Raw genomic sequence first — 20942 nt, forward strand, 5'->3', positions numbered from 1 at the left:
TGTGACCCAGCTATCGTCGGGCGCATGATTGATCATGTGCGCGACCTGGCGTCTGTACGTGACGCGACCGAGCGGCTGCTCACCGCGGCCGGAGAACTGAACGGCGATGCGACCGCCGAGCCGTCCCGGCTCCCGGGCTGGACCCGCGGTCATGTCCTCGCCCACCTCGCCCGGAACGCGGACGCCCTGGTGAACGTCCTCGCCGGCCGCCCCATGTACGTCGACGCGAAGGTGCGGGACGCGGACATCGAGCGGGACGCCCCGCGCGCCCTCGCGGAGCAGCTCGCGGACGTACGGGAGAGCGCGGCCCGCTTCCAGGACGAGGCGGCGAAGCCCGCGGACTGGTCCCGCACGGTGGAGCTCCGCAACGGCGTCACGGACTCCGCGTCACGGGTGCCGTTCCGGCGGTGGGTCGAGGTCGAGCTGCACCACGTCGACCTCGGCATCGGGTACGAGCTGGAGGACCTGCCGGAGGAATTCGTGCGCCGGGAGATCGCCTTCCTGGCCGCACGGTTCTCTGGCAACCCCGATGTGCCGCCCACGCGGATCACGGACGGCACGCACGCGTGGAGCACCGGCCGGCAGGGCGCCCCCGACGATGGCACCGTCACCGTTTCGGGCCCCGCGCCCGAGGTGGTCGGCTGGCTCGCCGGCCGCCGCGACGGCTCCGGGCTCACGGCCGAAGGCGGTCTCCTGCCCGCCCTGCCCCCGCTATAGGCTGACGCGCATGACGTACAGCGGAGCGGTGAAGGTCGGCGGGCCCGCGGATGTGCACGAGCTGCCGGACCTGATGATCTCGAAGGTCGCGGTCGGGCCGATGGACAACAACGCCTATCTGTTGCGGTGCCGGGCCACCGGCGAGCAGCTGCTGATCGACGCGGCGAACGACGCCGAGACGCTGCTGACGCTGATCGGTGACGACGGCATCGCGTCCGTCGTCACCACGCATCAGCACGGCGACCACTGGCAGGCGCTGGCCGCCGTCGTGGCGGCGACCCGCGCGCGGACGTACGCGGGCCGTGCGGACGCCGAGGGCATCCCCGTGCCGACCGACGTGCCGGTGGACGACGGCGACACCGTCCGTGTCGGCCGGGTCGAGCTCACCGCCCGCCACCTGGTGGGCCACACGCCGGGCTCGATCGCGCTCGTCTACGACGACCCGCACGGCCATCCGCACGTGTTCACCGGCGACTGCCTCTTCCCGGGCGGCGTCGGCAACACGTGGAACGACCCGAAGGCCTTCGCGAGCCTCATGGACGACGTCGAGACGAAGATCTTCGGGACGCTCCCGGACGAGACGTGGGTCTACCCCGGCCACGGCAACGACACGACGCTGGGCGCCGAGCGGCCGCACCTGGCGGAGTGGCGCGCCCGCGGCTGGTGAGCCCAGGCGGCGCGGCGGGCCGCGGGGGCGGCTTCACGCCCCGGCGGCCACCAGCGCCGCCACCCGCTCCACCGCGAAGACGTAGCCCTGGACGCCGCACCCCGCGATGACGCCGTCGGCGCGCTGCGAGACGTAGCTGTGGTGCCGGAACGCCTCGCGCTGGTGGATGTTGGAGATGTGCACCTCCACCACCGGCATGCCGTCGCAGGTGTTGAGCGCGTCCAGGATCGCGACGGACGTGTGGGAGTAGGCCGCCGGGTTGATGACGATGCCCGCGTGGCGCTCGCGCGCCTCGTGGATCCAGTCGACCAGCTCGCCCTCGTGGTTGCTCTGCCGCAGGTCCACCGTGCCGCCGTGCGCGGCCGCCGCCTTCGCGCACAGCGCCTCGACGTCCGCGAGGGTGTCCGAGCCGTAGATCTCGGGCTGGCGCTGCCCGAGGAGGTTCAGGTTCGGGCCGTTCAGGATCATGATCGGGGCGGTGGCGAGGCTACGGGCACTGAGGGTCATGGACGAGGTCTATCACGCCTCCCGTGCGCGGGAACTCGGGTGCGGCCTCGGGGAGTACGGCCCTACGCTGCCCCCCATGATCGCCGAACCCCTGTACCCGCCCAAGCCCTCGCCGGGGGACCGCATCGCCGTGCTCTCACCGTCCAGCGGCCTTCCGGAGCTCTTCCCGCTCCCCTACGAACTCGGCCTCGAACGGCTCCGCACGGAGTACGGCCTGGAACCGGTGGAGTATCCGTCGACACGGAAGATGGGGGCGTCGCCGCGGGAGCGGGCCGACGACATCCACGCCGCGTTCGCCGATCCGACCGTCAAGGCCGTCATCGCGAGCATCGGCGGCGACGACCAGATCACCGTACTGCCGCATCTGGACCGGGAGTTGCTCCGCGCGCACCCGAAGCCGTTCTTCGGCTACAGCGACAACACCAATCTGCTCGCCTACCTCTGGCAGTGCGGCATCGTCGGCTACCACGGCGCGTCCGTGATGTGCGAGCTCGGCCGGCCGGGCGCGATGGCGCCGTTGACGGAGCGTTCGCTGCGGGCCGCGCTCTTCACCTCCGGGCCCTACGAACTCCACCCGGCCGACCGCTACCGCGACGTCGACCTGCCCTGGGACGACCCCGCGAGCCTCGCCGAGGAGCCGCCGACCGAGCCGGGCGGCGGCTGGCACTGGCACCGGCCGGAGCGGGTCGTGGAGGGCCGCTCCTGGGGCGGCGAGCTGGAGATCCTCTCCTGGCTGCTGATGACGGACCGTGAGATCGCACGCGACCTGTCGGCGTACGACGGATGCGTGCTGTTCCTGGAGACCTCGGAGGAACTGCTGAGCGCCGACGCGGTGTTCCGCATCCTGCGCAACATGGGGGAACGCGGGCTGCTGCACCGCTTCCCGGCCCTCCTGATGGGCCGCGCCAAGGCCTGGTCGTTCACCCGCCCCAACGACGCGGAGGCCAAGGCCACGCACGTGCGTGAGCAGCGGGAAGCCGTGCTGCGGGCCCTCGACGTGTACGCCCCGGACACCATGGCGGTCTTCGACGTGGACCTCGGGCACACCGACCCCCAGATGGTGATCCCGTACGGCGGGACCGTGCGGGTCGACGGGCCGGGGCGGCGGATCACGGTGACGTACTGAACGACCCGATCACCACCGTGCGCCCCCCGTAACCACCCGTCACTGTGGGTAGTTCGAGCGACATGCGCACCACTGAACCACCCTCCTTGCCGTGGCTCGCGGCGGCCTCGCTCGCCGGGACCGCCATCGAGTTCTATGACTTCTTCATCTACGGGACGGCCGCGGCACTGGTCCTCGGGCCGCTGTTCTTCCCGACGTTCTCGCCGCTGGCGGGCACGCTCGCCGCCTTCGCGACCTTCGGCGTGGGCTTCGTGGCACGTCCCTTGGGGTCGGTCCTCTTCGGGCATATCGGGGACCGGCGCGGGCGGCGGCCCGTACTCGTCGGGTCGCTGCTCCTCACCGGCGTCGCCACGGTCGCCGTCGGCTGCGTTCCGACGTACGAATCGATCGGGATCGCCGCTCCCGTACTCCTCCTTGTGCTGCGCTTCCTGCAAGGGCTCGGGCTCGGCGGCGAGTGGGGTGGCGCCGTGCTGCTGACCGCGGAGCACGCGCCGGCCGAGCGGCGCGGACTGTGGGCGAGCTTTCCGCAGATCGGGCCGCCGGTCGGCTTCCTCCTTGCCAACGGCATCATGCTGGCGCTCTCGGCGACCCTCTCCGACGCGCAGTTCACCGCCTGGGGATGGCGGGTGCCGTTCTGGGCGGCGGGGGCGCTCGCGGCGGCCGGACTCGCGCTGCGCACCTCGCTCGCGGAGAGCCCCGACTTCCTGCGGGTGCGTGAGCACGCGCGCGTGCCGCTCGTCGAAGTGGTCCGCGACCACTGGCGCCTGGTGCTCCTGACCGCGGGCGCGCTCGCGGTCGGCTATGCCGTCTTCTACGCGGTGACGACCTGGTCGCTCGCCTACGCGGTGGAGCGGCTCGGCGTGAGCCGCACGGTGATGCTGACGTGCATCATGGCGGCCGTGGTGGTGAAGGGCGCCCTGACCCCGGTGGTGGCCGTGCTCGGCGACCGGTACGGGCGGCGGCCGCTGTGTCTGCTCGGGTGCGCCGCGTCCGCGCTGTGGATGTTCCCGATGATCGCGCTGCTCGCGACCGGGCAGCCGCTGCTGATGTTCCTCGGCTTCCTGGTGGCGATGATCGCGTTCATCACCATGTTCGCCGTGATCGCCGCGTACCTGCCCGAGCTGTACGAACCGCGCGTGCGCTGTACGGGCGCCGCGGTCGGCTACAACCTCGGCGGCGTGCTCGGCGGGGCGCTCACGCCCATCGTGGCGACGGCGGTGGCCCAAGGGGACGGGACGCCGTGGGGCGTGGCCGCGTATCTGACGGGTATCGCCGTGCTGAGCCTCGGCTGTTTCGCGCTGCTCCCCGAGACGCGGCCGGTGCGCGAGGCGGTGCCGGCCGCGGGATGAGCCTCTGCTCGCCTACGGCCTGACCGCCGGCGCCTACGGCGTGACCGCCAGTTCCAGGTAGGCCGCGAACAGCACCAGGTGGACGCCGCCCTGGAGCGGAGTGGCGCGCCCCGGTACGACCGTGAGCGTGCCGACGACCACCGTGAGGGCGAGCAGCACCATATGGGTCGCGCCCAGGCCGAGCACGAGCGGCCCGGACAGCCAAAGGGAGGCGAGGGCGACGGCGGGGATGGTCAGGCCGATGCTGGCCATCGCCGAGCCGAGGGCGAGGTTGAGGCTGGTCTGCACCCGGTCGCGGCGGGTGGCGCGCACGGCCGCGATCGTCTCGGGCAGCAGCACGAGCAGCGCGATGATCACGCCGACGACGGCGTGCGGCATGCCGGCGCTCTCCACTCCCGACTCGATCGTCGGTGACACGCCCTTGGCGAGGCCGACCACGCCGATCAGGGCCAGCGCGAGCAGGCCGAGGCTGGTCAGCGCCTGCCGCGTGGAGGGGCCTTCGGCGTGGCTGTCGGCGTCGATGACCTCGCCCTGTTTGGTCAGCGGCAGGAAGTAGTCGCGGTGACGCATGGTCTGGGTGGTCACGAACAGGCCGTACAGCGTGAGCGAGGCGACGGCGGCGAAGGTGAGCTGGCCCGTGGAGAACTCCGGCCCCGGCTTGGTGGTGGTGAACGTCGGCAGGACCAGGCAGAGCGTGGCCAGGGTCGCGACGGTGGCGAGGGCGGCGCCGGTGCCCTCGGGGTTGAAGACGGCGGTGCGGTGGCGCAGGGCGCCGACCAGGAGGCAGAGTCCGACGATGCCGTTGCAGGTGATCATCACTGCGGCGAAGACGGTGTCCCGGGCGAGGGTGGCGCTCTTGTCGCCGCCGTCGGCCATGAGGGTGACGATCAGCGCCACTTCGATGATGGTCACGGCGACGGCGAGGACGAGCGAGCCGAAGGGTTCGCCGACGCGGTGCGCGATCACCTCGGCGTGGTGGACGGCGGCGAGCACCGCTCCCGCGAGGACCAGGGTCACCACGGCGATGACCGCGCCGGGCAGGTCGCGCCCCCAGGTGAGGACGAGGAGGACGACCGCGAGGAGCGGGACCACAGCCGTCCACTGCATGCCGAGCGCCCGGAGCCGAGTGACCATGACTCGATGCTGCCCCGGGCGCTTGGGTGCCGCTACTCGGTGTCTCCCGCCCGGTGCCGGGCGGGAGAGTGACCGTCAGGCCTCGACGCTGTCCTTCTCCGCGCCGTCCGCGGCCTCGGCCGCGTCCTTCTCCGCCTGCTTCTTGGAGGCGATGAGGCTGGTGATCGTGGTGATCACCAGGACGCCGCAGATGACGCCGAGCGAGACCGGGATGGAGATCTCGGGGACGTGCACCCCGTTCTCGTGGAGGGCGTGGAGGACGAGCTTCACGCCGATGAAGCCGAGGATCACCGACAGGCCGTAGCTGAGGTGGACCAGCTTCCTGAGCAGACCGCCGATGAGGAAGTACAGCTGCCGCAGGCCCATGAGGGCGAAGGCGTTGGCGGTGAAGACGATGTACGGGTCCTGGGTGAGGCCGAAGATCGCCGGGATGGAGTCCATCGCGAAGAGCACGTCGGTGGTGCCGATGGCGAGCATGACGACCATGAGGGGCGTCATGATCTTCTTGCCGTTCTTCCGGACGAAGAGCTTCGTGCCCTCGTACCGGTCGGAGACGCCGAACTTCTTCTCGATGGACTTCAGGAGGCGGTTCTCCTCCCAGTCCTCTTCCTCCTCGTCGGCGCGCGCCTCCTGGATGAGCTTCCAGGCGGTGTAGATCAGGAACGCGCCGAAGATGTAGAAGACCCACGAGAAGTTGGCGATGACCGCGGCGCCGGCGGCGATGAAGATCGCGCGCAGGACCAGGGCTATCAGCACACCGAAGAGCAGCACGCGCTGCTGGAGATGGCTCGGCACCGAGAACTTCGCCATGATCAGGATGAAGACGAAGAGATTGTCGACGGAGAGCGACTTCTCGGTGATGAAGCCCGCGAAGAACTCGCCGGAAGCCTGGCTCTCACCCGCGATCAGCAGGCCGACGCCGAAGAGCGCCGCGAGGACGATCCAGACGACCGTCCATACTCCGGCTTCCTTGATCGACACGTCATGGGGCTTGCGCCCGATGAAGAAGTCGACCGCGATCAGGGCACACAGACCTAGAACGGTCGTTACCCACAGGGTCATTGAAACGTCCACTGCGCCTCCGGCTTCGTACGGCTACTGATCAGCGTCGTCGCTGCCGGAGGTCTCTTCCACCCGAGGCGGTCACCGCCATGAATCGGGCCGACGCCCCGGGACCGATGGCGGTCCGTATTGACGGGAACGTCGCAGCCGGGAGTACTCCCCTCCGCTGGTAGAAGAGTACGCGAAACACCAAGGGTTGGTAAAGGGGATGGTAAACAAACGCCAAAAGCCCAGCTCAGAGAGGGGAGAAGGTCGCTTTACCGGATCGCTTCGCCGTCACCGGCCGCCGGTGCGCCGGGCCGTGGCGACCTGTTCGAGGACCTGCCGCAGGATCTGGCTGCCCGCGGGGAGGACCGGCGGGTCGTACGTCCACGTATGCCCGACCCATGGGTCGGCGAGGTGGTCGTCGGGCACCGGTGTCAGGCGCAGCAGCGCGCGCCACAGGGGGTCGAGCAGCGGGCCGTACTCGGCGGCGTCCTCGCGGTCGGCGACCATCATGAGGTGCACGCCGACGGACGGGCCCTCGTCGGCGAGGTAGCGCAGCCGGGTCACGGCGCGGTCGTCGAAGCCGTGCGGGAAGTCGTTGACGATCAGGAGCTGCTCGGCGGTGTCCAGGTCCGGGGGCAGCGCGTCGGCGGCGCCGCCGCGGATCGCCATCTGGACGAGGTCCACGCGCTGGGTGAGCCTGGCGAGGACGTCGGAGACTCCGGCCGCCCCGGCCGCCGGGGGCCCGGCGAGGACACCGGCGGACACGAGCGGGGCGAGGGCGGCCGTCGCAGAGCCCGCGGGGTCGATGACGTGCACCTGGAACTCGCCCGCGGGGTAGACGGCGAGCAGCCGCGCGGCGTGGGCGACCGCGGTGTCCATGGCGAGGCGGCGCAGCGCGGTGGAGTCGGTGCGGTGGTTGGTGAGGGCCTTGCCGCCGTCGATCCACAGGCCGCGCTCGAGCGGCAGCCTGACGAGCATCGGGATGCGCAGGTCGGGGCGCTCGGGGAGGTGGAGGTCGCCGAGGCGCAGCGCCATCGGGATCTCCATGGGGGCGCGGTAGGCGTGCCAGACGGGGTTGCTCCACGCCGCGAACGCCGGGGGGAGGGCGGGCTCGACGACATCGGCCTCGGCGGCGAGCTGGCCGAGGTCGCGGTCGAGGGCCGCCCTGGCCCGGCCGACGAGGTCGGCGTGCTTGGTCCGTGCGCTCTCGCGGGCGGCGTCGCCCGCGCCGCCGATGCGGCTGCGCGGGTCGTCGAGGACCTTGTCGAGCTCCTGCTCCATGCGGGAGTCGGCGAAGTCGACGGCGCTCCGGTACGCGGCCGTGGTGCGGGCCAGGTCCTCGAACATGCCCCAGACCTGGTTGTAGAGCCGCTCCTCCAGGGACCAGCCGGTGGCGTCGCCCGCCACGGGTTGCGCGGGCAGGCCGGGCTCGGCCGGGGGCGCCGCGGGAGGCGGTGGCGGTGGCGCGGTGGTCCGGCGCCCGGGGTGGGTGTAGTCGACGGGGCCGCCGCCGGTCGGCGTGTCGGCAGGGGGCACGGGGTCCCCGCCGGGCTGCTGAACGGGCGGCTGTACGGGGGTCTCGCCGCCCGGCCGCTGTACGGGCGGGGCGGGGCGGCCGTGCGCCGGGCCGTGGTCCTCGGTGGTGGTGCGCACGCGGGCGTCGTCGGCGGGGCGGGGCGAAGGCGCGGCCACGGAGCGGGCCAGGCCCTGGGCCACCGCGTCGTCGATGGCGTCCGCGAGCTCGCGGGCCTGGGGCAGGCCCTGGTCGGTGAGCATCTCGGCGAGGCCGCCCGCGTACCCCTGGCCGACGGCGCGGACCTTCCAGGCGCCGTGGCGGCGGTAGAGCTCCAGGGCGACGACGGCGGACTCGGCGTCGAGGTCGGTGATGGTGTAGCTGGCCACCTCGGCGCCGTCGAGTCCGGTGACCGCGACGAAGGGAGCCGCGAGGGCGCGGAAGCTGGCGGGGCCCCCGGCGGCGACGGGCAGCGCGAGCAGGACGCTGACCCGGTGGACGGTGTCCGGCAGGGCGCCGAGGTCGACGGCGAGGCGGTGGTCGGCCGCCGCCTGTCCAGACACCTCCAGGCCCGGCAGGGTGGGCGAGCCGGGGTGGGCCACCCACTCCGCGCCGGGGACCCTGCCCCGGTCGTCGCCGAGCGTGGCCCCCGCCACGATCGGCTCGCCGGCCGAGACCCGGATCTCCAGGCGGGTCCCGGGCAGCGGATGGTTCTGCCCCCGCACCAGCTCGGCCGTCATCGCCTTGTTCCCCCCTCGGAGAGCTCCCGTCGAGCCCTCGCCCCTACGGATGTGGACTGGATGTGGCCTGCCCAGGGCCCTTTTGATGTGAGCCAGATGCGGCTTGCAGGTGCGGCTTACAGGTGCGGCAGGATCGACGGCATCAGGTCCTGGAAGGTGCGGCCGTTGGCGGGGTTGCCGATGGCCGTCATCTGCCAGCCCGCGCCCGCGCGGTGGACCTTCGCCATGATCTGGGCGGTGTACTGGCCGCCGCCGTCCAGGGTGTAGCGGGCCAGCTCCTGGCCGTTGGTCTCGTCGACCAGACGGCAGAACGCGTTCTGCACTTCCTGGAAGGTCTGGCCGGTGAAGGAGTTCACCGTGAAGACGATCTGGTCGATGTGGACGGGGATCCGCTGGAGATCGACGAGGATCGCCTCGTCGTCGCCGCCCTGGCCGACACCGCCGACGAGGTTGTCGCCGGTGTGCCGCACGGAGCCGTCGTCGCTGACCAGGTGCCGGAAGAAGACGACGTCCACAGGCTGCTTGTCCGCGAACAGGACCGCCGACGCGTCCAGGTCGACCTCCCGCGTCCGTGTGCCGAACAGACCGCGGCGCGGGGCCGCCTGCCATCCGAGCCCCATGCGCACCGCGGACAGGGCGCCCCCGTCGTCCTTCTGCAGGCTGATGGCCTGACCCTTGGTCATGTTGACCGTCACGCGCTGTCCCCTCTCGAACTGCCTGGGCAACCGCCTCTTGCGGTTGCCCAGCACCCTACGCAGCGTCACCTGCGCGGCCGCAGCGCCGGCCGCACTTTGTGGCGGTCCTGCAACAGACCGGCCAGTACGCCGCTCCGCCTCCCCCGGGCGTGCCCCTAGGCCTGCCCCGCCTCCTTCATCTGCCGCAGTTCCTTCTTCATCTCCGACACCTCGTCGCGCAGCCGCGCGGCGATCTCGAACTGGAGGTCGGCGGCGGCCGCGCGCATGCGCTCGGTCATCTCCTCGATCTGCTCGGCCAGTTCGGCAGCGGGGCGGTCGGTGGGGACCGTCTGCCCCTTCTTGCCCTTGGCCTTGGCGGAGGTGGCCGCACCGCCGGCCCTGCCCGCCTCGCCGCCGAGCGCGGGCACCGGGGCCTTGGCGCCCTTGCCTGCCTTCGGCTTGCGGTAGTCGGAGCCGAGGAGCTGTTCGGTGTCGACCTCTTCGCGCGCGATCGCCGACACGATGTCGTTGATCTTCTTGCGCAGCGGCTGCGGGTCGATCCCCCTCTCCTTGTTGTACGCGATCTGCTTCTCCCGGCGGCGGTTGGTCTCGTCGATGGCCTTCTCCATCGCCGGGGTGATCTTGTCGGCGTACATGTGGACCTGGCCCGAGACATTGCGCGCGGCGCGGCCGATGGTCTGGATCAGGGAGGTCCCGGACCGCAGGAAGCCCTCCTTGTCGGCGTCCAGGATGGCCACCAGGGAGACCTCGGGCAGGTCCAGGCCCTCCCGGAGGAGGTTGATGCCGACCAGGACGTCGTACTCACCGGAGCGCAGCTCTCGCAGGAGCTCGACGCGGCGCAGGGTGTCGACGTCACTGTGCAGATAGCGGACCTGGATGCCGAGCTCCAGGAAGTAGTCGGTGAGGTCCTCGGCCATCTTCTTGGTGAGGGTGGTGACCAGGACGCGCTCGTCCTTCTCGGTGCGCGTGCGGATCTCGTGCACCAGGTCGTCGATCTGGCCCTCGGTGGGCTTGACGACGACCTCGGGGTCGACGAGGCCGGTGGGGCGGATGATCTGCTCGACGAAGCCGTCGCCGCGCGAGAGCTCGTACTTCCCCGGGGTGGCGGAGAGGTAGACCGTCTGTCCGATGCGGCCGAGGAACTCCTCCCACTTCAGGGGGCGGTTGTCCAGGGCGGAGGGCAGCCGGAAGCCGTGGTCGACGAGGGTGCGCTTGCGGGAGGCGTCGCCCTCGTACATCGCGCCGATCTGCGGGACCGTGACGTGCGACTCGTCCAGGACGAGGAGGAAGTCCTCGGGGAAGTAGTCGAGGAGGGTGTTGGGGGCGGTGCCGGGCGCGCGGTCGTCGAAGTGCATCGAGTAGTTCTCGACGCCGGAGCAGGAGCCGATCTGGCGGAGCATCTCCAGGTCGTACGTGGTGCGCATGCGCAGGCGCTGGGCCTCCAGCATCTTGCCCTGCTTCTCCAGCTCGGCGAGGCGCTCGGTGAGCTCCTTCTCGATGCCGTTGACCGCCTTCTCCAGGCGCTCCGGTCCCGCCACGTAGTGCGAGGCCGGGAAGACGTACAGGTGGTCGTCGTCGCTGATGACCTCGCCGGTGAGCGGGTGGAGGGTGGAGAGCGCCTCGATCTCGTCACCGAACATCTCGATGCGGACGGCCAGCTCCTCGTAGACCGGGAAGATCTCGATGGTGTCGCCGCGGACGCGGAAGGTGCCGCGGGTGAACGCCAGGTCGTTGCGCGTGTACTGGATGTCCACGAAGCGACGCAGCAGCTGGTCGCGGTCGATCTCGTCGCCGACCTTGAGCGGGACCATCCGGTCCACGTACTCCTGGGGGGTGCCGAGGCCGTAGATGCAGGAGACGGAGGCGACCACGACGACGTCGCGGCGGGTCAGCAGCGAGTTCGTCGCGGAGTGGCGCAGGCGCTCCACCTCTTCGTTGATCGAGGAGTCCTTCTCGATGTAGGTGTCCGACTGCGGGACATACGCCTCGGGCTGGTAGTAGTCGTAGTACGAGACGAAGTACTCGACGGCGTTGTTCGGCAGGAGCTCGCGGAACTCGTTCGCCAGCTGGGCGGCCAGTGTCTTGTTCGGCGCCATCACGAGGGTGGGGCGCTGAAGCTTCTCGATCATCCACGCGGTGGTGGCGGACTTGCCGGTGCCGGTCGCGCCGAGGAGGACGACATCCTTCTCACCTGCGCGGATGCGCCGCTCCAGCTCGGCGATGGCTGCCGGCTGGTCGCCGCTGGGCTGGTACGGACTGACGACCTCGAAAGGCGCCACCGTGCGTTCGATCTTGGATACGGGCCGCATGGAATCCACCGTACGACCCCGCACTGACAACCGGGCGGGATCGGGGGCTCGGCGGCGCTCGCTCACCGGCTCTGCGAGGTGCGCGAGCCGGGCCGCCGACGGGGTCCGCGGCGGGGGCCGGGGGCGTGGCGGTCGCCCGGGCGCGGGACGGGGTAGGGCGGGTGGGGGCGCCGTCCGGGGTGCGCGCCGCTCCTGGTGTCCGGATGCCGGCCGCCCGTCAGCATCAGCGGGTCGAACATCACGATGACGCCCGCGAGGAGCAGGAAGGCGAGCGGGCCGATCATCATCGGCGCGAGGATCTCGGCGGACGAGGCACCGGGCGGCTCCGTGTCCGGGCCGTGCAGATGGACGCTGAGGGCCGCCATCCCGGTGTAGTGCATGCCGCTGACGGCCAGCCCCATGACGAGGCTGGCGCCGAGGCTCCACAGGAAACCCCTGACCTGCGCGGCCGCCCACAGGGCGGCGGTGGCGGCCACCATGGCGATCACCACGGACGCGGCGACGGTGAGCGTGTTGTACTCCAGCGTCCCGCGAAGACGCATACCGGCCATTCCGAGGTAGTGCATCGAGGCTATGCCGAGGCCCGTGATCGTCCCGCCGGTGAACAGGGCGGTGCCGGTCGCGCCGCGGTATCCGACGATGAAGATGCCGATGCCGACCATGACGATGGCGACGGCGAGACTCGCGAAGGTCAGCGCCTTGTCGTAGTGGATCGGTGTCTCCGCGACGGTGAAGCCCATCATCGCCACGAAGTGCATGGTCCAGATGCCGGAGCCGATCGCGGCCGAGCCGAGCGCGAGCCAGCCGGGCCGCCAGGAGTGGGCGACGAGCAGCGATCTGGTCGTGCAGCGCAGCCCGAGCGCTCCTCCGAGGCAGGCCATGACGTAGGCCACCACCGGTGTGACGACTCCGTAGCTGAACCCGTCGACCGTGCCCTGCATGCGCGGTAGCCCTTCCGCCTATTGTGCCTAAATGCCCCGAAATGCCCCATACACCCCCTACCGTCGGTCATCTGAAAGACCGTCGGTTGAGGCAGAGAGTAAAGCTCACCCCAGGACGCCCGAATGATTTTCCGGCAAAGAAACGCGTTACCCGCGCGCGGGGTCCTCGACCGTGGTGACTTCGTTCAACCTGTGGCCATCCTGCACCTGTTTCTCGTTGGCCGTGGACTGTCACTCTCGACCGGTCCGTGACCTCAACGACGCGAGGAGTACCCGTGTACGCACGCGCTGCCGCTGCCGCCACCGCCGCCCTCATGGGCGCCGGTGCACTCGTCCTCCCCACCGCCACCGCCGCCGCGCGGACACCGGCTGCGCCGGCCACCGGCGACCACGACAGACCGCTGGTCGTCGCCCACCGCGGCGCCTCCGCCTACGCCCCGGAGAACACCCTGGCGGCCATCGACAAGGCCCGCGACATGGGGTTCCGCTGGGTCGAGAACGACGTCCAGCGCACCAAGGACGGCGAGCTGGTGATCATGCACGACGACAACCTGAAGCGGACGACGAACGTGGAGGAGGTCTTCCCCGGCCGCGCCCCGTGGAAGGTCGCGGACTTCACGGCGGCCGAGATCGCGAGGCTCGACGCGGGCAGCTGGTTCAGCCCGAAGTACGCGGGTGAGCGGGTGCCGACCCTCGCGCAGTACATGCGCCGGGTCTCGCGCAACCACCAGAAGCTCGTCTTCGAGTTCAAGAAGCCCGAGCTCTACCCGGGCATCGAGAAGCAGGGCCTGCGGGTGCTCCGCGAGACGGGCTGGCTCGACAAGCACCACGTCAAGAGCAAGCTGGTCATCCAGAGCTTCAGCGCCGACAGCGTGAAGACCGTGCACAAGCTGCGGCCCGACGTGAAGACGGGCTTCCTCGGCACCCCCTCGGTCGCCCAACTGCCCGCGTACGCGAAGTTCTCCGACCAGATCAACTCGCCGCACACGTCCATCTCGGTCGGTTACGTCGCCGCGATCCACGCGTTCACGGGGCCGCACGGCAAGCCCCTGGAGATCTTCACGTGGACCGTGAACGACGCGGCGAACGCGCGGCGCGCCGCGGGCTTCGGCGTGGACGGGATCATCACCAACACGCCCGACGTCGTACGCAAGGCCCTGCGGGACAACTGACGCGGCGCGTTGTCAGTGGCCGGTCGTACGGTGGTCGGCATGAACGCCAACGCTCAGGAGCGGCGCCAGGCCGTGTGGGCCGTCGTCGGCAGCGACATCGGCCCCCTGCTCCTCGCCGCGACCGGCACCGGTCTCGTCACCGTGGTCTTCCACGCCACGGACGACGTGCGCGACAAGGCCGTGGACCGGCTCGGCTCCCGCCTGGGCGTCGAGCCGGTGTGCGCACCGGAGTCACCGCTGCTCGCCGAGCCGATACGGCAGCTCGCGGCCTACTTCGCGGGCGAGCGGCGCGATTTCGAGCTGCCGCTTGACTGGTCGCTGATCTCCGGCTTCAACCGCCAGGTGCTGCGCGAGCTCGCCTCCGGGGTGCCGTTCGGCACGGTGGTGGGCTATGGCGACCTGGCCCGCCGCGTCGGGCAGCCGCGCGCCGCGCAGGCCGTCGGCATCGCCATGGGCTCCAATCCGCTGCCGGTCGTGGTGCCGTGCCACCGTGTGGTGGAGAGCGACGGTGGCATCGGCGGCTTCGGCGGCGGCCTGGAGACCAAGCGGCAGCTGCTCGCCCTGGAGGGGGTGCTCCCCCAGCCGCTGTTCTGAGCCGCCGCCGCTCGGCGCGGGTGCCCTGTTTCCCCGTCAACTCTGTTTCGCGTCCCCCGAGCCCCTGGCACACTGCGTCAGTGACCAAGACCCTCGACGCTCCTGACATACCGGCGCCGGAGGCGCTGCCCGCCCTGCGCCGCCGCACGACCGCGGTGCTGATCGCCAGTCAGATCCTCGGCGGGCTCGGGATCCCGGTCGGCATCGCGCTGGCCCCGGTGCTCGCCACCGAGGTGAGCGGGACGGAGGCGGTGTCGGGTCTGGCGCCCACCGCTTCCGTGGCCGGTACGGCGCTGCTCTCGCTGCCGCTCGCCGCCCTGATGACGTCCCGTGGGCGGCGGGCGGGTCTCGTCCTCGCGTATGCGATCGGCGCGCTCGGGGCGGGGCTCGTGGTGCTGGCCTCTGTCATCGGAAGCTTTCCGCTGCTGCTGCTCGGCATGGCGGCCTTCGGCGGGGGGTCGCTGGCCACGCTGCAGGCACGTTTCGCCGCGGCCGACCTCGCCGAGCCCGAGCGGCGGGGCCGCGCCATCTCCCTCGTCATCTGGGCCACCACCATCGGCTCGGTCCTCGGGCCGAACATCGCCGCGCCCACGAGCCGGCTCTTCGCCGGCACCGCCATCCCCGAGACGGCGGGACCGTTCCTCTTCGCGGCCGGGATCTTCGCGGTCGCCGCGCTCGTGGTGGCGCTGCTGCTGCGCCCCGACCCGCTGCTCACCGCCCGCGCGCTGGCCCCCCAGGAGGACGACACCACGCAGAGCCGCTCGCTGAGGGCCGGGATCGCCGCCGTGGCCGCCTCCCCGATGGCCCGCCTGGCGCTGGTGACGGTCGCCGTCTCGCACACGGTGATGGTCTCGATCATGGTGATGACCCCGGTCGACCTGGGGCACCACGGCGCGAGCCTGCAACTGGTCGGGCTGGTCATCAGCGGTCACATCGCGGGCATGTACGCGTTCTCGCCGGTGATGGGCTGGCTGGCCGACCGGTTCGGCCGCCTGTCCGTGATCGGCCTGACCGTGGGGCTGCTGAGCTGCGCCGCGCTGCTCGCCGGCACGGCGGGGCCGAGCCACGGCCAGACCGCCGCCGGTCTCTTCGTGCTCGGCCTCGGCTGGTCGGCGGGCCTGGTCTCCGGCTCCGCGCTGCTCACCGACTCGGTGGCGCAGCCGGCCAGGGCCGCCGTGCAGGGCCTCTCGGACCTCACGATGAACGCGGCGGCGGGCATCGGCGGCGCGGTTGCCGGCCTGATCGTGGCCCGGGCGAGCTACGGCTGGCTCAACCTCGTCGGGGCCTGCATCCTGCTGCCGGTGGCCGCGCTCGCCGTCCGCCGGGCGGTGGCGGCCAAGAAGGCGTGATCCCGCGCGGCGGGGGGTGGGGTCAGGGCAGCGTGATGTGGTACGCCTTGCGCAGCGTCTCGTGCACCGTCCACGTCGTACGGTCGCCCTCGCGCAGCACGGCGGCGTCGCCGGGGCCGAGCTCCAGGGTGTCGCCGCCCTCGACCTGGACGGTGGCCCGGCCGCTGACGACCACGAAGAGTTCGTTGGCCTCGGTGTCGGTGACCACGCCCGGCGTGATCTGCCAGATGCCGCGCAGCTGTTTGCCGTCGGCGGACTCCCACAGGACCTTGCCGGTCACCACCGGGGTGCCGGAGACGATCTGCTCGGGGGTGAGTGGCTCGGCCTCCAGTTCGACATCCGGGATGTGCACGGCGAACGAGGCGGGGGCGGTGGCGGCTTGATCATTCGTGGTCATGGGCGGTCACCCTAGCCGGGGGGCGTTGCGCAGTTCCCCGCGCCCCTTTCGGGGCGGGACGCGGGGTGAGGGCGTCAGGGTTTTCTGCCCCAGGCTGAGATCAAGGGTGGGGTGGCCAGGTCCAGGGGGGCCGTGGTGATGTTGGAGAGGTGGTGGTCCAGGTCGTCCGTGGTGGCCAGGCCCGCTGCGATCAGGGCCGGGCGGAGTTGTTGGAGCGTCGCGGTCTCCAGGGCCGCGCAGGCCGGTGACGCCAGCGGGAAGTACGCGTCGGCCTCCACCTGGCGCAGGCCCGCCTCTCGCAGCAGCCGGGGCAGCCGACGGCCGTACGTGAGGTCCGCGCCGCGCTCCGCGAGCAGCGCGCGCACGGCCTGACGCAGCCGGTTGGCCAGCTCCTGCGCGGCGCCGTGGTCGTCGGGGCAGGCCAGCGGCTGGAGCGCGGGGTCGGCCTCCTCGATCAGCAGCCTGCCGCCCGGCCGCAGCGCCCTGAGCATCGACTTCAGGGCCCGCTCCTGGTCCGCCACCTCGCCGAGGACGAGCCGCGCGTGCACGAGATCGAAGGCCTCGGCGGGCGGCGGATCGGCGGCGACGTCGTGCGTGCGTACCTCCAGGGGCGAGCGCGCGGTCCGGAGCTGCCAGGACGTGTCGATGTCCGTCGCCAGGACCCTGCCGGTGGGGCCGACCCGCTTGGCCAGCCAGGAGATCACGGATGTGCCGCCCGCCCCGACCTCCCAGCAGCGCCAGCCGGGGCCGAGGCCGAGGCGTTCGATGTGTCCGAAGGTGGTGGTGTCGAAGAGGGCGGCGTAAGCGGCGAAGCGCTGCTTCGCCTCGGCCTGCCGGGCGTCGGAGAGCTGTCGGGGGTCGGGGAGTCGCCGGGGGTCGAGGAGGTGACCGTCGATACGCGTCATGCCGCGATCATCCCATTTGTCAGGCTTGCACCCCGGAAGCAGAACCGGCCATTCCGGGGCCATTCCGGAGCGGAACGATCCGTTCCCCCAGGGATCAGCGGAGTGGGCGGCCGTCCTGGCAGACTGGCACGTCACGTCGTCAGCGCGAGGAGCCCCACATGTCGATGGCAGGCAACCTGCGGAAAGTCGGGAACCTGGGCAGGGTCGGAAGCCTGCGGAAGGTCGGCGGCCTGCGCAGAGTGGCCCGCCTGGGCCGCCGCGGCGCGCGCGTCGACCTGAGCCACCCGGCCCGCTCCCCGCTGGGCTCGTCGGTGGTGAACTGCGTGACGTACCGCGAAGGCGTCCGCCAGCCCGCCGGCCGTGACCTCGTCGAGTCGGTGGAGCGCATCCGCAAGACGGACGACGGCTTCGTCTGGCTGGGTCTGCACGAGCCGACGGAGCGGGAGTTCGCCGGCATCGCCGACCTCTTCGACCTGCACCCGCTCGCCGTGGAGGACGCGGTGCACGCGCACCAGCGCCCGAAGGTGGAGCGGTACGACCACACGCTCTTCGCCGTCTTCAAGACGGTCTGCTATGTGGAGCACACCGAACTGACCGCCACCAGCGAGGTGGTGGACACCGGCGAGATCATGGTCTTCGTGGGCCGCGACTTCGTCATCACGGTCCGGCACGGCCGGCACGGCTCGCTCGGCCCGCTGCGCGAGGAGCTGGAGGGCGCGCCCGAGCAGCTCGCCCAGGGCCCGGCCGCGGTGCTGCACGCGATCGCGGACCATGTCGTGGACGACTACCTCGCGGCGACGGACGCGGTGCAGTCCGACATAGACCAGGTCGAGACGGCCGTCTTCGCCCCGGACGGCGAGCGGCTCGACCCCGGCCGCATCTACCAGCTCAAGCGCGAACTGCTGGAGCTCAAGCGCGCGGTGGTGCCGCTGGGCCGTCCGCTCCAGGTGCTGGCCACTCAGCCGATGCGCGTCATCGCCCCGGAGATACAGGCGTACTTCCGGGACGTCGACGACCACTTGAAGCGGGCCACCGAGCAGATCGCCGCCTTCGACGAGTTGCTGAACTCCATCCTCCAGGCGCACCTCGCCCAGGTGACCGTCGCGCAGAACGAGGACATGCGGAAGATCACCGCTTGGGCCGCCGTCATCGCCGTGCCGACGATGGTCTGCGGCATGTACGGCATGAACTTCGATCACATGCCCGAACTGCACTGGAAGTACGGCTATCCCGTGGTGATGGCCCTGGTGGCGACGGTCTGTTTCACGCTGTACCGCGGCTTCCGGCGCAGCGGCTGGCTGTAGGCGGCCCGGGGGGTGTGCCTCGCTCGCGCGGGCGTCGGCTAGTTCTTGGCGTACACGCTCTCGACCCAGCCCGCGAGCTGGTCGTCGGTGAGGTGCGTGGCCAAGTCGGCCTCGCTGATCATGCCGACGAGCCGCTTGTTCTCGATCACCGGCAGGCGGCGGATCTGGTGGCCCTGCATCTCCCGCAGGACCTCGTCGACGTCGGCGTTCGAATCGATCCACCGGGGCGTTCCCTTGGCCAGGTCGCCCGCGGTGACCCGGGACGGATCGTGGCCCATGGCCACACAGCCGACGACGATGTCGCGGTCGGTGAGAATGCCGCAGAGCCGTTCGTTCTCGTCGCCGATGGGCAGGGCACCCACGTCTAGTTCGCGCATCAGCTGGGCGGCGCGGTCCAGCGTCTCGTGCTTGGGGATCCACTGGGCCCCCTGATGCATGATGTCTCCGGCGGTGGTCATCGGTACCTCCCGTGGCCGGGCAGTGTCCGGAGCGGCGCGAGCGCGCCGCTGGTCCCGGCGCCCCTCATTCTCGTGGCGTCCCCGGCGCCCCGCATCCGGAGCGGGCGGCCGCCTCAGGGGGCGAACGTGATGATCTTGCGCGGGGTCACGCGGACGATGACCCGGGTCTCCTCGTCCTTCTCCGCCGGCGGATCGATGCCCAGGTACTTGTGCGAGAGCTCGTGCGGGAGCCGCTTGCCCTCGTCCGGCAGGATCTCGGCGACGCCGCGGATCTCGGCCGAGGAGTACGGGTTCGCGAGGTCGTCGACCGAGACACTCACGCGGGGGTCGCGTTCGAGGTTACGGACCTACCCGAGCACGGCCTCCCCCCTTGTCATCGCCGATTCCGTCCGCGCCCTCCTCGACGGTGAGATAGGTGTTTCAGGAGGCATACAGACAGGGGTTTCAGGAGTCCGGGGCGTCTCCACCGCTCCACGCCGGATGCCGGGGGTCGTCCGCCCGCACCACCACGTCGGCCACGGCCGCCGGGTCCGTCTCCGTCTCGTACCGCTCGAAGGCCGGGAGTGTCCAGCGCTCGTCCTCCGGTGTACGTCGTCGCAGGGCGCCCGGCGAGAGGCGTACGTGCACCGTCAGGTCGAACGGGAACCAGTGGCCGAGCAGCAGCGGGCCGTGCAGCAAGAGCACGCCGCCGGGCGGGAGTCGGACATAGGGGCTGCGGGTCGCGCGGTCGGCGGCAGGGTCCCAGAGGTCGGGCAGGACACGGCCCGTGCCGCCCGGGTCCAGCGGTCCGAGGACCTCGCGCCACAGCGCCCCGGTGTCGAACCACCCGCTGTAGTACGCCTCCACGTCCTGGCGCCCGTACTCCAGCCGCAGCGACGCCGGTCGCAGGAACCCCTCGGTGGCGACCACGAGCGAGGACCGCCCGCGCAGGCGCAGCGCGTCGCTCACGCCCCGCGCCAGTTCGCCGGTGCCGCCCGCCGGCGCACCGTCCACGGCGACGCGCGGCCAGGGGCTCCCGTCCGCCGTCCTCAGGTCGAGCAGGCGGTCGGCGAGGGTGTCGGCCAGGCGTTCCCAGGTGATCGGTTCGAGTCGCACGGGCCCATGATGCCGCCGCGCGCCGGGCCCGGGGTGGCGGGTCGGCGGAGGATTCGGGGAATGAGACGGGCATGGCGAGCCCTCCCCCCGGCCTTGTGGTCTTCCAGCCCCTGAAACGGCGGCGCTGCGCCGAGTGCCGTTCCAGCCCCCTGCCCCTGCTCGTCCTCGAACACGGTGAGCCGCGCTGCCTGGACTGCGCCGACCTCGGGCACCTCGTGTACCTGCCGCGCGGCGACACCGCGCTCACGCGGCGGGCACGTGAGGCCAGTGGGCTCTGCGCGGTCGTCGTCCGCTTCCACCGCCGCCGTGCCCGGTACGAACGGCAGGGCGTGCTGGTCGAGGAGGCGGCCCTCGCCCACGCGGAGGAGCGGTGCCTCGCCGACGCGCAGGCGCGGGCGCGGCGCAGGGAACGGGACGCGGCGCGGCGGGCCGCTGAGGACGTGCGGTTCACCGCGGCCTTCGCCGCCGAGATCCGGCGGCTCTTTCCCGGCTGCCCGGCCGAGCGCGCCCTCGCCATCGCCGCGCACGCCTCGGTCCGGGGCAGCGGGCGGGTGGGGCGCAGCGCGGCGGGGCGGGCGCTCTCGGAGGCGGCGGTGAGGGCAGCGGTCACCGCCGCGGTGCGGCACACCGATACGCCGTACGACCGGCTGCTGATGAGCGGGGTCGCGCGAGGCGAGGCGCGGCGCCGGATCGCCTCCCTGACGGAGACGACGCTGCGGAAGTGGCGCGACACATCGGACCGCCCACCCGGCCGACCGCCGCCTCCCCCGACCCCGGCCGCACACCACCACCCGAGCCCCTGAGACGTCCACGCATGCGCCCGCGAGCCGTACGTATGGCCGCCGGCCGCCCGCGGCAATTGACTTGTGGGGAAACGGCCCGCCGTGCAGGATCACTCGCGGCCCGCCCATCCGACGTAA

At 71.6% G+C, this 20942-nt stretch carries 20 protein-coding genes and 1 pseudogene; 9 read left to right on the plus strand and 12 right to left on the minus strand.

Going from position 1 to position 20942, the window contains the following annotated elements:
- Nucleotides 1-24 precede the first annotated feature (24 nt).
- Both KKZ08_RS09305 and KKZ08_RS09310 read left to right on the plus strand, forming a co-directional pair.
- Nucleotides 25-717, plus strand: coding sequence for a maleylpyruvate isomerase family mycothiol-dependent enzyme (locus KKZ08_RS09305; RefSeq protein WP_223773993.1), 693 nt, complete (start codon nucleotides 25-27; stop codon nucleotides 715-717).
- Nucleotides 718-727: 10 nt separating this feature from the next.
- Entirely contained in the window at nucleotides 728-1384 is a 657-nt protein-coding gene (locus KKZ08_RS09310; protein ID WP_223773994.1) for an MBL fold metallo-hydrolase, read from the plus strand.
- Nucleotides 1385-1417: 33 nt separating this feature from the next.
- Here KKZ08_RS09310 and aroQ read toward each other — a convergent pair whose 3' ends face one another.
- The gene (gene aroQ / locus KKZ08_RS09315; RefSeq protein WP_223773995.1) at nucleotides 1418-1891 is read right to left on the minus strand and encodes a type II 3-dehydroquinate dehydratase; all 474 of its coding nucleotides are present in this window, start codon (nucleotides 1889-1891) and stop codon (nucleotides 1418-1420) included.
- Nucleotides 1892-1970: 79 nt separating this feature from the next.
- Between aroQ and KKZ08_RS09320 the strand changes: the two genes are divergently transcribed.
- Both KKZ08_RS09320 and KKZ08_RS09325 read left to right on the plus strand, forming a co-directional pair.
- Nucleotides 1971-3017, plus strand: coding sequence for a S66 peptidase family protein (locus KKZ08_RS09320; protein WP_223778972.1), 1047 nt, complete (start codon nucleotides 1971-1973; stop codon nucleotides 3015-3017).
- 62 nt (nucleotides 3018-3079) lie between these two features.
- Nucleotides 3080-4366 carry an MFS transporter gene (locus tag KKZ08_RS09325; protein WP_223773996.1) on the plus strand — a complete coding sequence of 429 codons (1287 nt, stop codon included), beginning with the start codon at nucleotides 3080-3082 and terminating at the stop codon, nucleotides 4364-4366.
- A 33-nt stretch (nucleotides 4367-4399) separates the two neighbouring features.
- On the opposite strand, the gene KKZ08_RS09330 is transcribed toward KKZ08_RS09325, so the two are convergent.
- The 6 genes from KKZ08_RS09330 to KKZ08_RS09355 form a co-directional block, all read right to left on the minus strand.
- Nucleotides 4400-5500 carry an ionic transporter y4hA gene (locus KKZ08_RS09330; RefSeq protein WP_223773997.1) on the minus strand — a complete coding sequence of 367 codons (1101 nt, stop codon included), beginning with the start codon at nucleotides 5498-5500 and terminating at the stop codon, nucleotides 4400-4402.
- 75 nt (nucleotides 5501-5575) lie between these two features.
- Nucleotides 5576-6574, minus strand: coding sequence for a TerC family protein (locus KKZ08_RS09335; protein ID WP_223773998.1), 999 nt, complete (start codon nucleotides 6572-6574; stop codon nucleotides 5576-5578).
- A gap of 264 nt (nucleotides 6575-6838) precedes the next feature.
- Nucleotides 6839-8803, minus strand: a complete 1965-nt coding sequence (locus tag KKZ08_RS09340; RefSeq protein WP_223773999.1) for a TerD family protein — start codon at nucleotides 8801-8803, stop codon at nucleotides 6839-6841.
- Between the two features lie 116 nt (nucleotides 8804-8919).
- The gene (locus KKZ08_RS09345) at nucleotides 8920-9498 is read right to left on the minus strand and encodes a TerD family protein (protein WP_223774000.1); all 579 of its coding nucleotides are present in this window, start codon (nucleotides 9496-9498) and stop codon (nucleotides 8920-8922) included.
- 155 nt (nucleotides 9499-9653) lie between these two features.
- A complete protein-coding gene (gene uvrB / locus KKZ08_RS09350; protein WP_223774001.1) occupies nucleotides 9654-11807 on the minus strand; it encodes an excinuclease ABC subunit UvrB in 2154 nt (717 codons plus the stop codon).
- A gap of 62 nt (nucleotides 11808-11869) precedes the next feature.
- A complete protein-coding gene (locus KKZ08_RS09355; RefSeq protein WP_223774002.1) occupies nucleotides 11870-12748 on the minus strand; it encodes an MHYT domain-containing protein in 879 nt (292 codons plus the stop codon).
- A 275-nt stretch (nucleotides 12749-13023) separates the two neighbouring features.
- On the opposite strand from KKZ08_RS09355, the gene KKZ08_RS09360 reads away from it, so the two are divergent.
- From KKZ08_RS09360 to KKZ08_RS09370, 3 genes are all read left to right on the plus strand, one after another.
- Entirely contained in the window at nucleotides 13024-13920 is an 897-nt protein-coding gene (locus KKZ08_RS09360; protein WP_223774003.1) for a glycerophosphodiester phosphodiesterase family protein, read from the plus strand.
- 39 nt (nucleotides 13921-13959) lie between these two features.
- Nucleotides 13960-14514 (plus strand): methylated-DNA--[protein]-cysteine S-methyltransferase, encoded by a 555-nt coding sequence (locus tag KKZ08_RS09365; protein ID WP_223774004.1) that lies wholly within the window; start codon nucleotides 13960-13962, stop codon nucleotides 14512-14514.
- 80 nt (nucleotides 14515-14594) lie between these two features.
- The gene (locus KKZ08_RS09370; RefSeq protein ID WP_223774005.1) at nucleotides 14595-15863 is read left to right on the plus strand and encodes an MFS transporter; all 1269 of its coding nucleotides are present in this window, start codon (nucleotides 14595-14597) and stop codon (nucleotides 15861-15863) included.
- 22 nt (nucleotides 15864-15885) lie between these two features.
- On the opposite strand, the gene KKZ08_RS09375 is transcribed toward KKZ08_RS09370, so the two are convergent.
- Together KKZ08_RS09375 and KKZ08_RS09380 are read right to left on the minus strand one after the other, a co-directional pair.
- Nucleotides 15886-16260, minus strand: coding sequence for a cupin domain-containing protein (locus KKZ08_RS09375; protein WP_223774006.1), 375 nt, complete (start codon nucleotides 16258-16260; stop codon nucleotides 15886-15888).
- Between the two features lie 74 nt (nucleotides 16261-16334).
- Nucleotides 16335-17165 (minus strand): methyltransferase domain-containing protein, encoded by an 831-nt coding sequence (locus KKZ08_RS09380; RefSeq protein WP_223774007.1) that lies wholly within the window; start codon nucleotides 17163-17165, stop codon nucleotides 16335-16337.
- A 158-nt stretch (nucleotides 17166-17323) separates the two neighbouring features.
- Between KKZ08_RS09380 and KKZ08_RS09385 the strand changes: the two genes are divergently transcribed.
- Nucleotides 17324-18469, plus strand: coding sequence for a magnesium and cobalt transport protein CorA (locus KKZ08_RS09385; protein WP_223774008.1), 1146 nt, complete (start codon nucleotides 17324-17326; stop codon nucleotides 18467-18469).
- Nucleotides 18470-18507: 38 nt separating this feature from the next.
- Here the strand turns inward: KKZ08_RS09385 and KKZ08_RS09390 are convergent, their stop codons facing one another.
- From KKZ08_RS09390 to KKZ08_RS09400, 3 genes and pseudogenes are all read right to left on the minus strand, one after another.
- Entirely contained in the window at nucleotides 18508-18927 is a 420-nt protein-coding gene (locus KKZ08_RS09390) for a CBS domain-containing protein (RefSeq protein ID WP_223774009.1), read from the minus strand.
- Between the two features lie 113 nt (nucleotides 18928-19040).
- A pseudogene (locus KKZ08_RS09395) lies at nucleotides 19041-19262 on the minus strand (PPOX class F420-dependent oxidoreductase); the annotation flags it as partial.
- 109 nt (nucleotides 19263-19371) lie between these two features.
- On the minus strand, nucleotides 19372-20022 hold the full coding sequence (locus tag KKZ08_RS09400) for a uridine kinase (RefSeq protein ID WP_223774011.1): 651 nt from the start codon (nucleotides 20020-20022) through the stop codon (nucleotides 19372-19374).
- Between the two features lie 71 nt (nucleotides 20023-20093).
- Between KKZ08_RS09400 and KKZ08_RS09405 the strand changes: the two genes are divergently transcribed.
- Nucleotides 20094-20825 (plus strand): DUF2293 domain-containing protein, encoded by a 732-nt coding sequence (locus tag KKZ08_RS09405; RefSeq protein ID WP_223774012.1) that lies wholly within the window; start codon nucleotides 20094-20096, stop codon nucleotides 20823-20825.
- Nucleotides 20826-20942: the final 117 nt, after the last annotated feature.

Origin of the sequence: Streptomyces sp. 135 (assembly GCF_020026305.1) — a bacterium.
Taxonomy (GTDB): Bacteria; Actinomycetota; Actinomycetes; order Streptomycetales; family Streptomycetaceae; genus Streptomyces.

What these genes read in the sequence shown, in the direction of transcription:
- KKZ08_RS09305 (WP_223773993.1), top strand. Translation starts at nt 25, where the DNA reads ATGATTGATCATGTGCGCGACCTGGCGTCTGTACGTGACGCGACCGAG.
- KKZ08_RS09310 (WP_223773994.1), top strand. Translation starts at nt 728, where the DNA reads ATGACGTACAGCGGAGCGGTGAAGGTCGGCGGGCCCGCGGATGTGCAC.
- aroQ (WP_223773995.1), bottom strand. Translation starts at nt 1,891, where the DNA reads ATGACCCTCAGTGCCCGTAGCCTCGCCACCGCCCCGATCATGATCCTG.
- KKZ08_RS09325 (WP_223773996.1), top strand. Translation starts at nt 3,080, where the DNA reads ATGCGCACCACTGAACCACCCTCCTTGCCGTGGCTCGCGGCGGCCTCG.
- KKZ08_RS09330 (WP_223773997.1), bottom strand. Translation starts at nt 5,500, where the DNA reads ATGGTCACTCGGCTCCGGGCGCTCGGCATGCAGTGGACGGCTGTGGTC.
- KKZ08_RS09340 (WP_223773999.1), bottom strand. Translation starts at nt 8,803, where the DNA reads ATGACGGCCGAGCTGGTGCGGGGGCAGAACCATCCGCTGCCCGGGACC.
- uvrB (WP_223774001.1), bottom strand. Translation starts at nt 11,807, where the DNA reads ATGCGGCCCGTATCCAAGATCGAACGCACGGTGGCGCCTTTCGAGGTC.
- KKZ08_RS09355 (WP_223774002.1), bottom strand. Translation starts at nt 12,748, where the DNA reads ATGCAGGGCACGGTCGACGGGTTCAGCTACGGAGTCGTCACACCGGTG.
- KKZ08_RS09365 (WP_223774004.1), top strand. Translation starts at nt 13,960, where the DNA reads ATGAACGCCAACGCTCAGGAGCGGCGCCAGGCCGTGTGGGCCGTCGTC.
- KKZ08_RS09375 (WP_223774006.1), bottom strand. Translation starts at nt 16,260, where the DNA reads ATGACCACGAATGATCAAGCCGCCACCGCCCCCGCCTCGTTCGCCGTG.
- KKZ08_RS09380 (WP_223774007.1), bottom strand. Translation starts at nt 17,165, where the DNA reads ATGACGCGTATCGACGGTCACCTCCTCGACCCCCGGCGACTCCCCGAC.
- KKZ08_RS09385 (WP_223774008.1), top strand. Translation starts at nt 17,324, where the DNA reads ATGTCGATGGCAGGCAACCTGCGGAAAGTCGGGAACCTGGGCAGGGTC.
- KKZ08_RS09390 (WP_223774009.1), bottom strand. Translation starts at nt 18,927, where the DNA reads ATGACCACCGCCGGAGACATCATGCATCAGGGGGCCCAGTGGATCCCC.
- KKZ08_RS09405 (WP_223774012.1), top strand. Translation starts at nt 20,094, where the DNA reads ATGGCGAGCCCTCCCCCCGGCCTTGTGGTCTTCCAGCCCCTGAAACGG.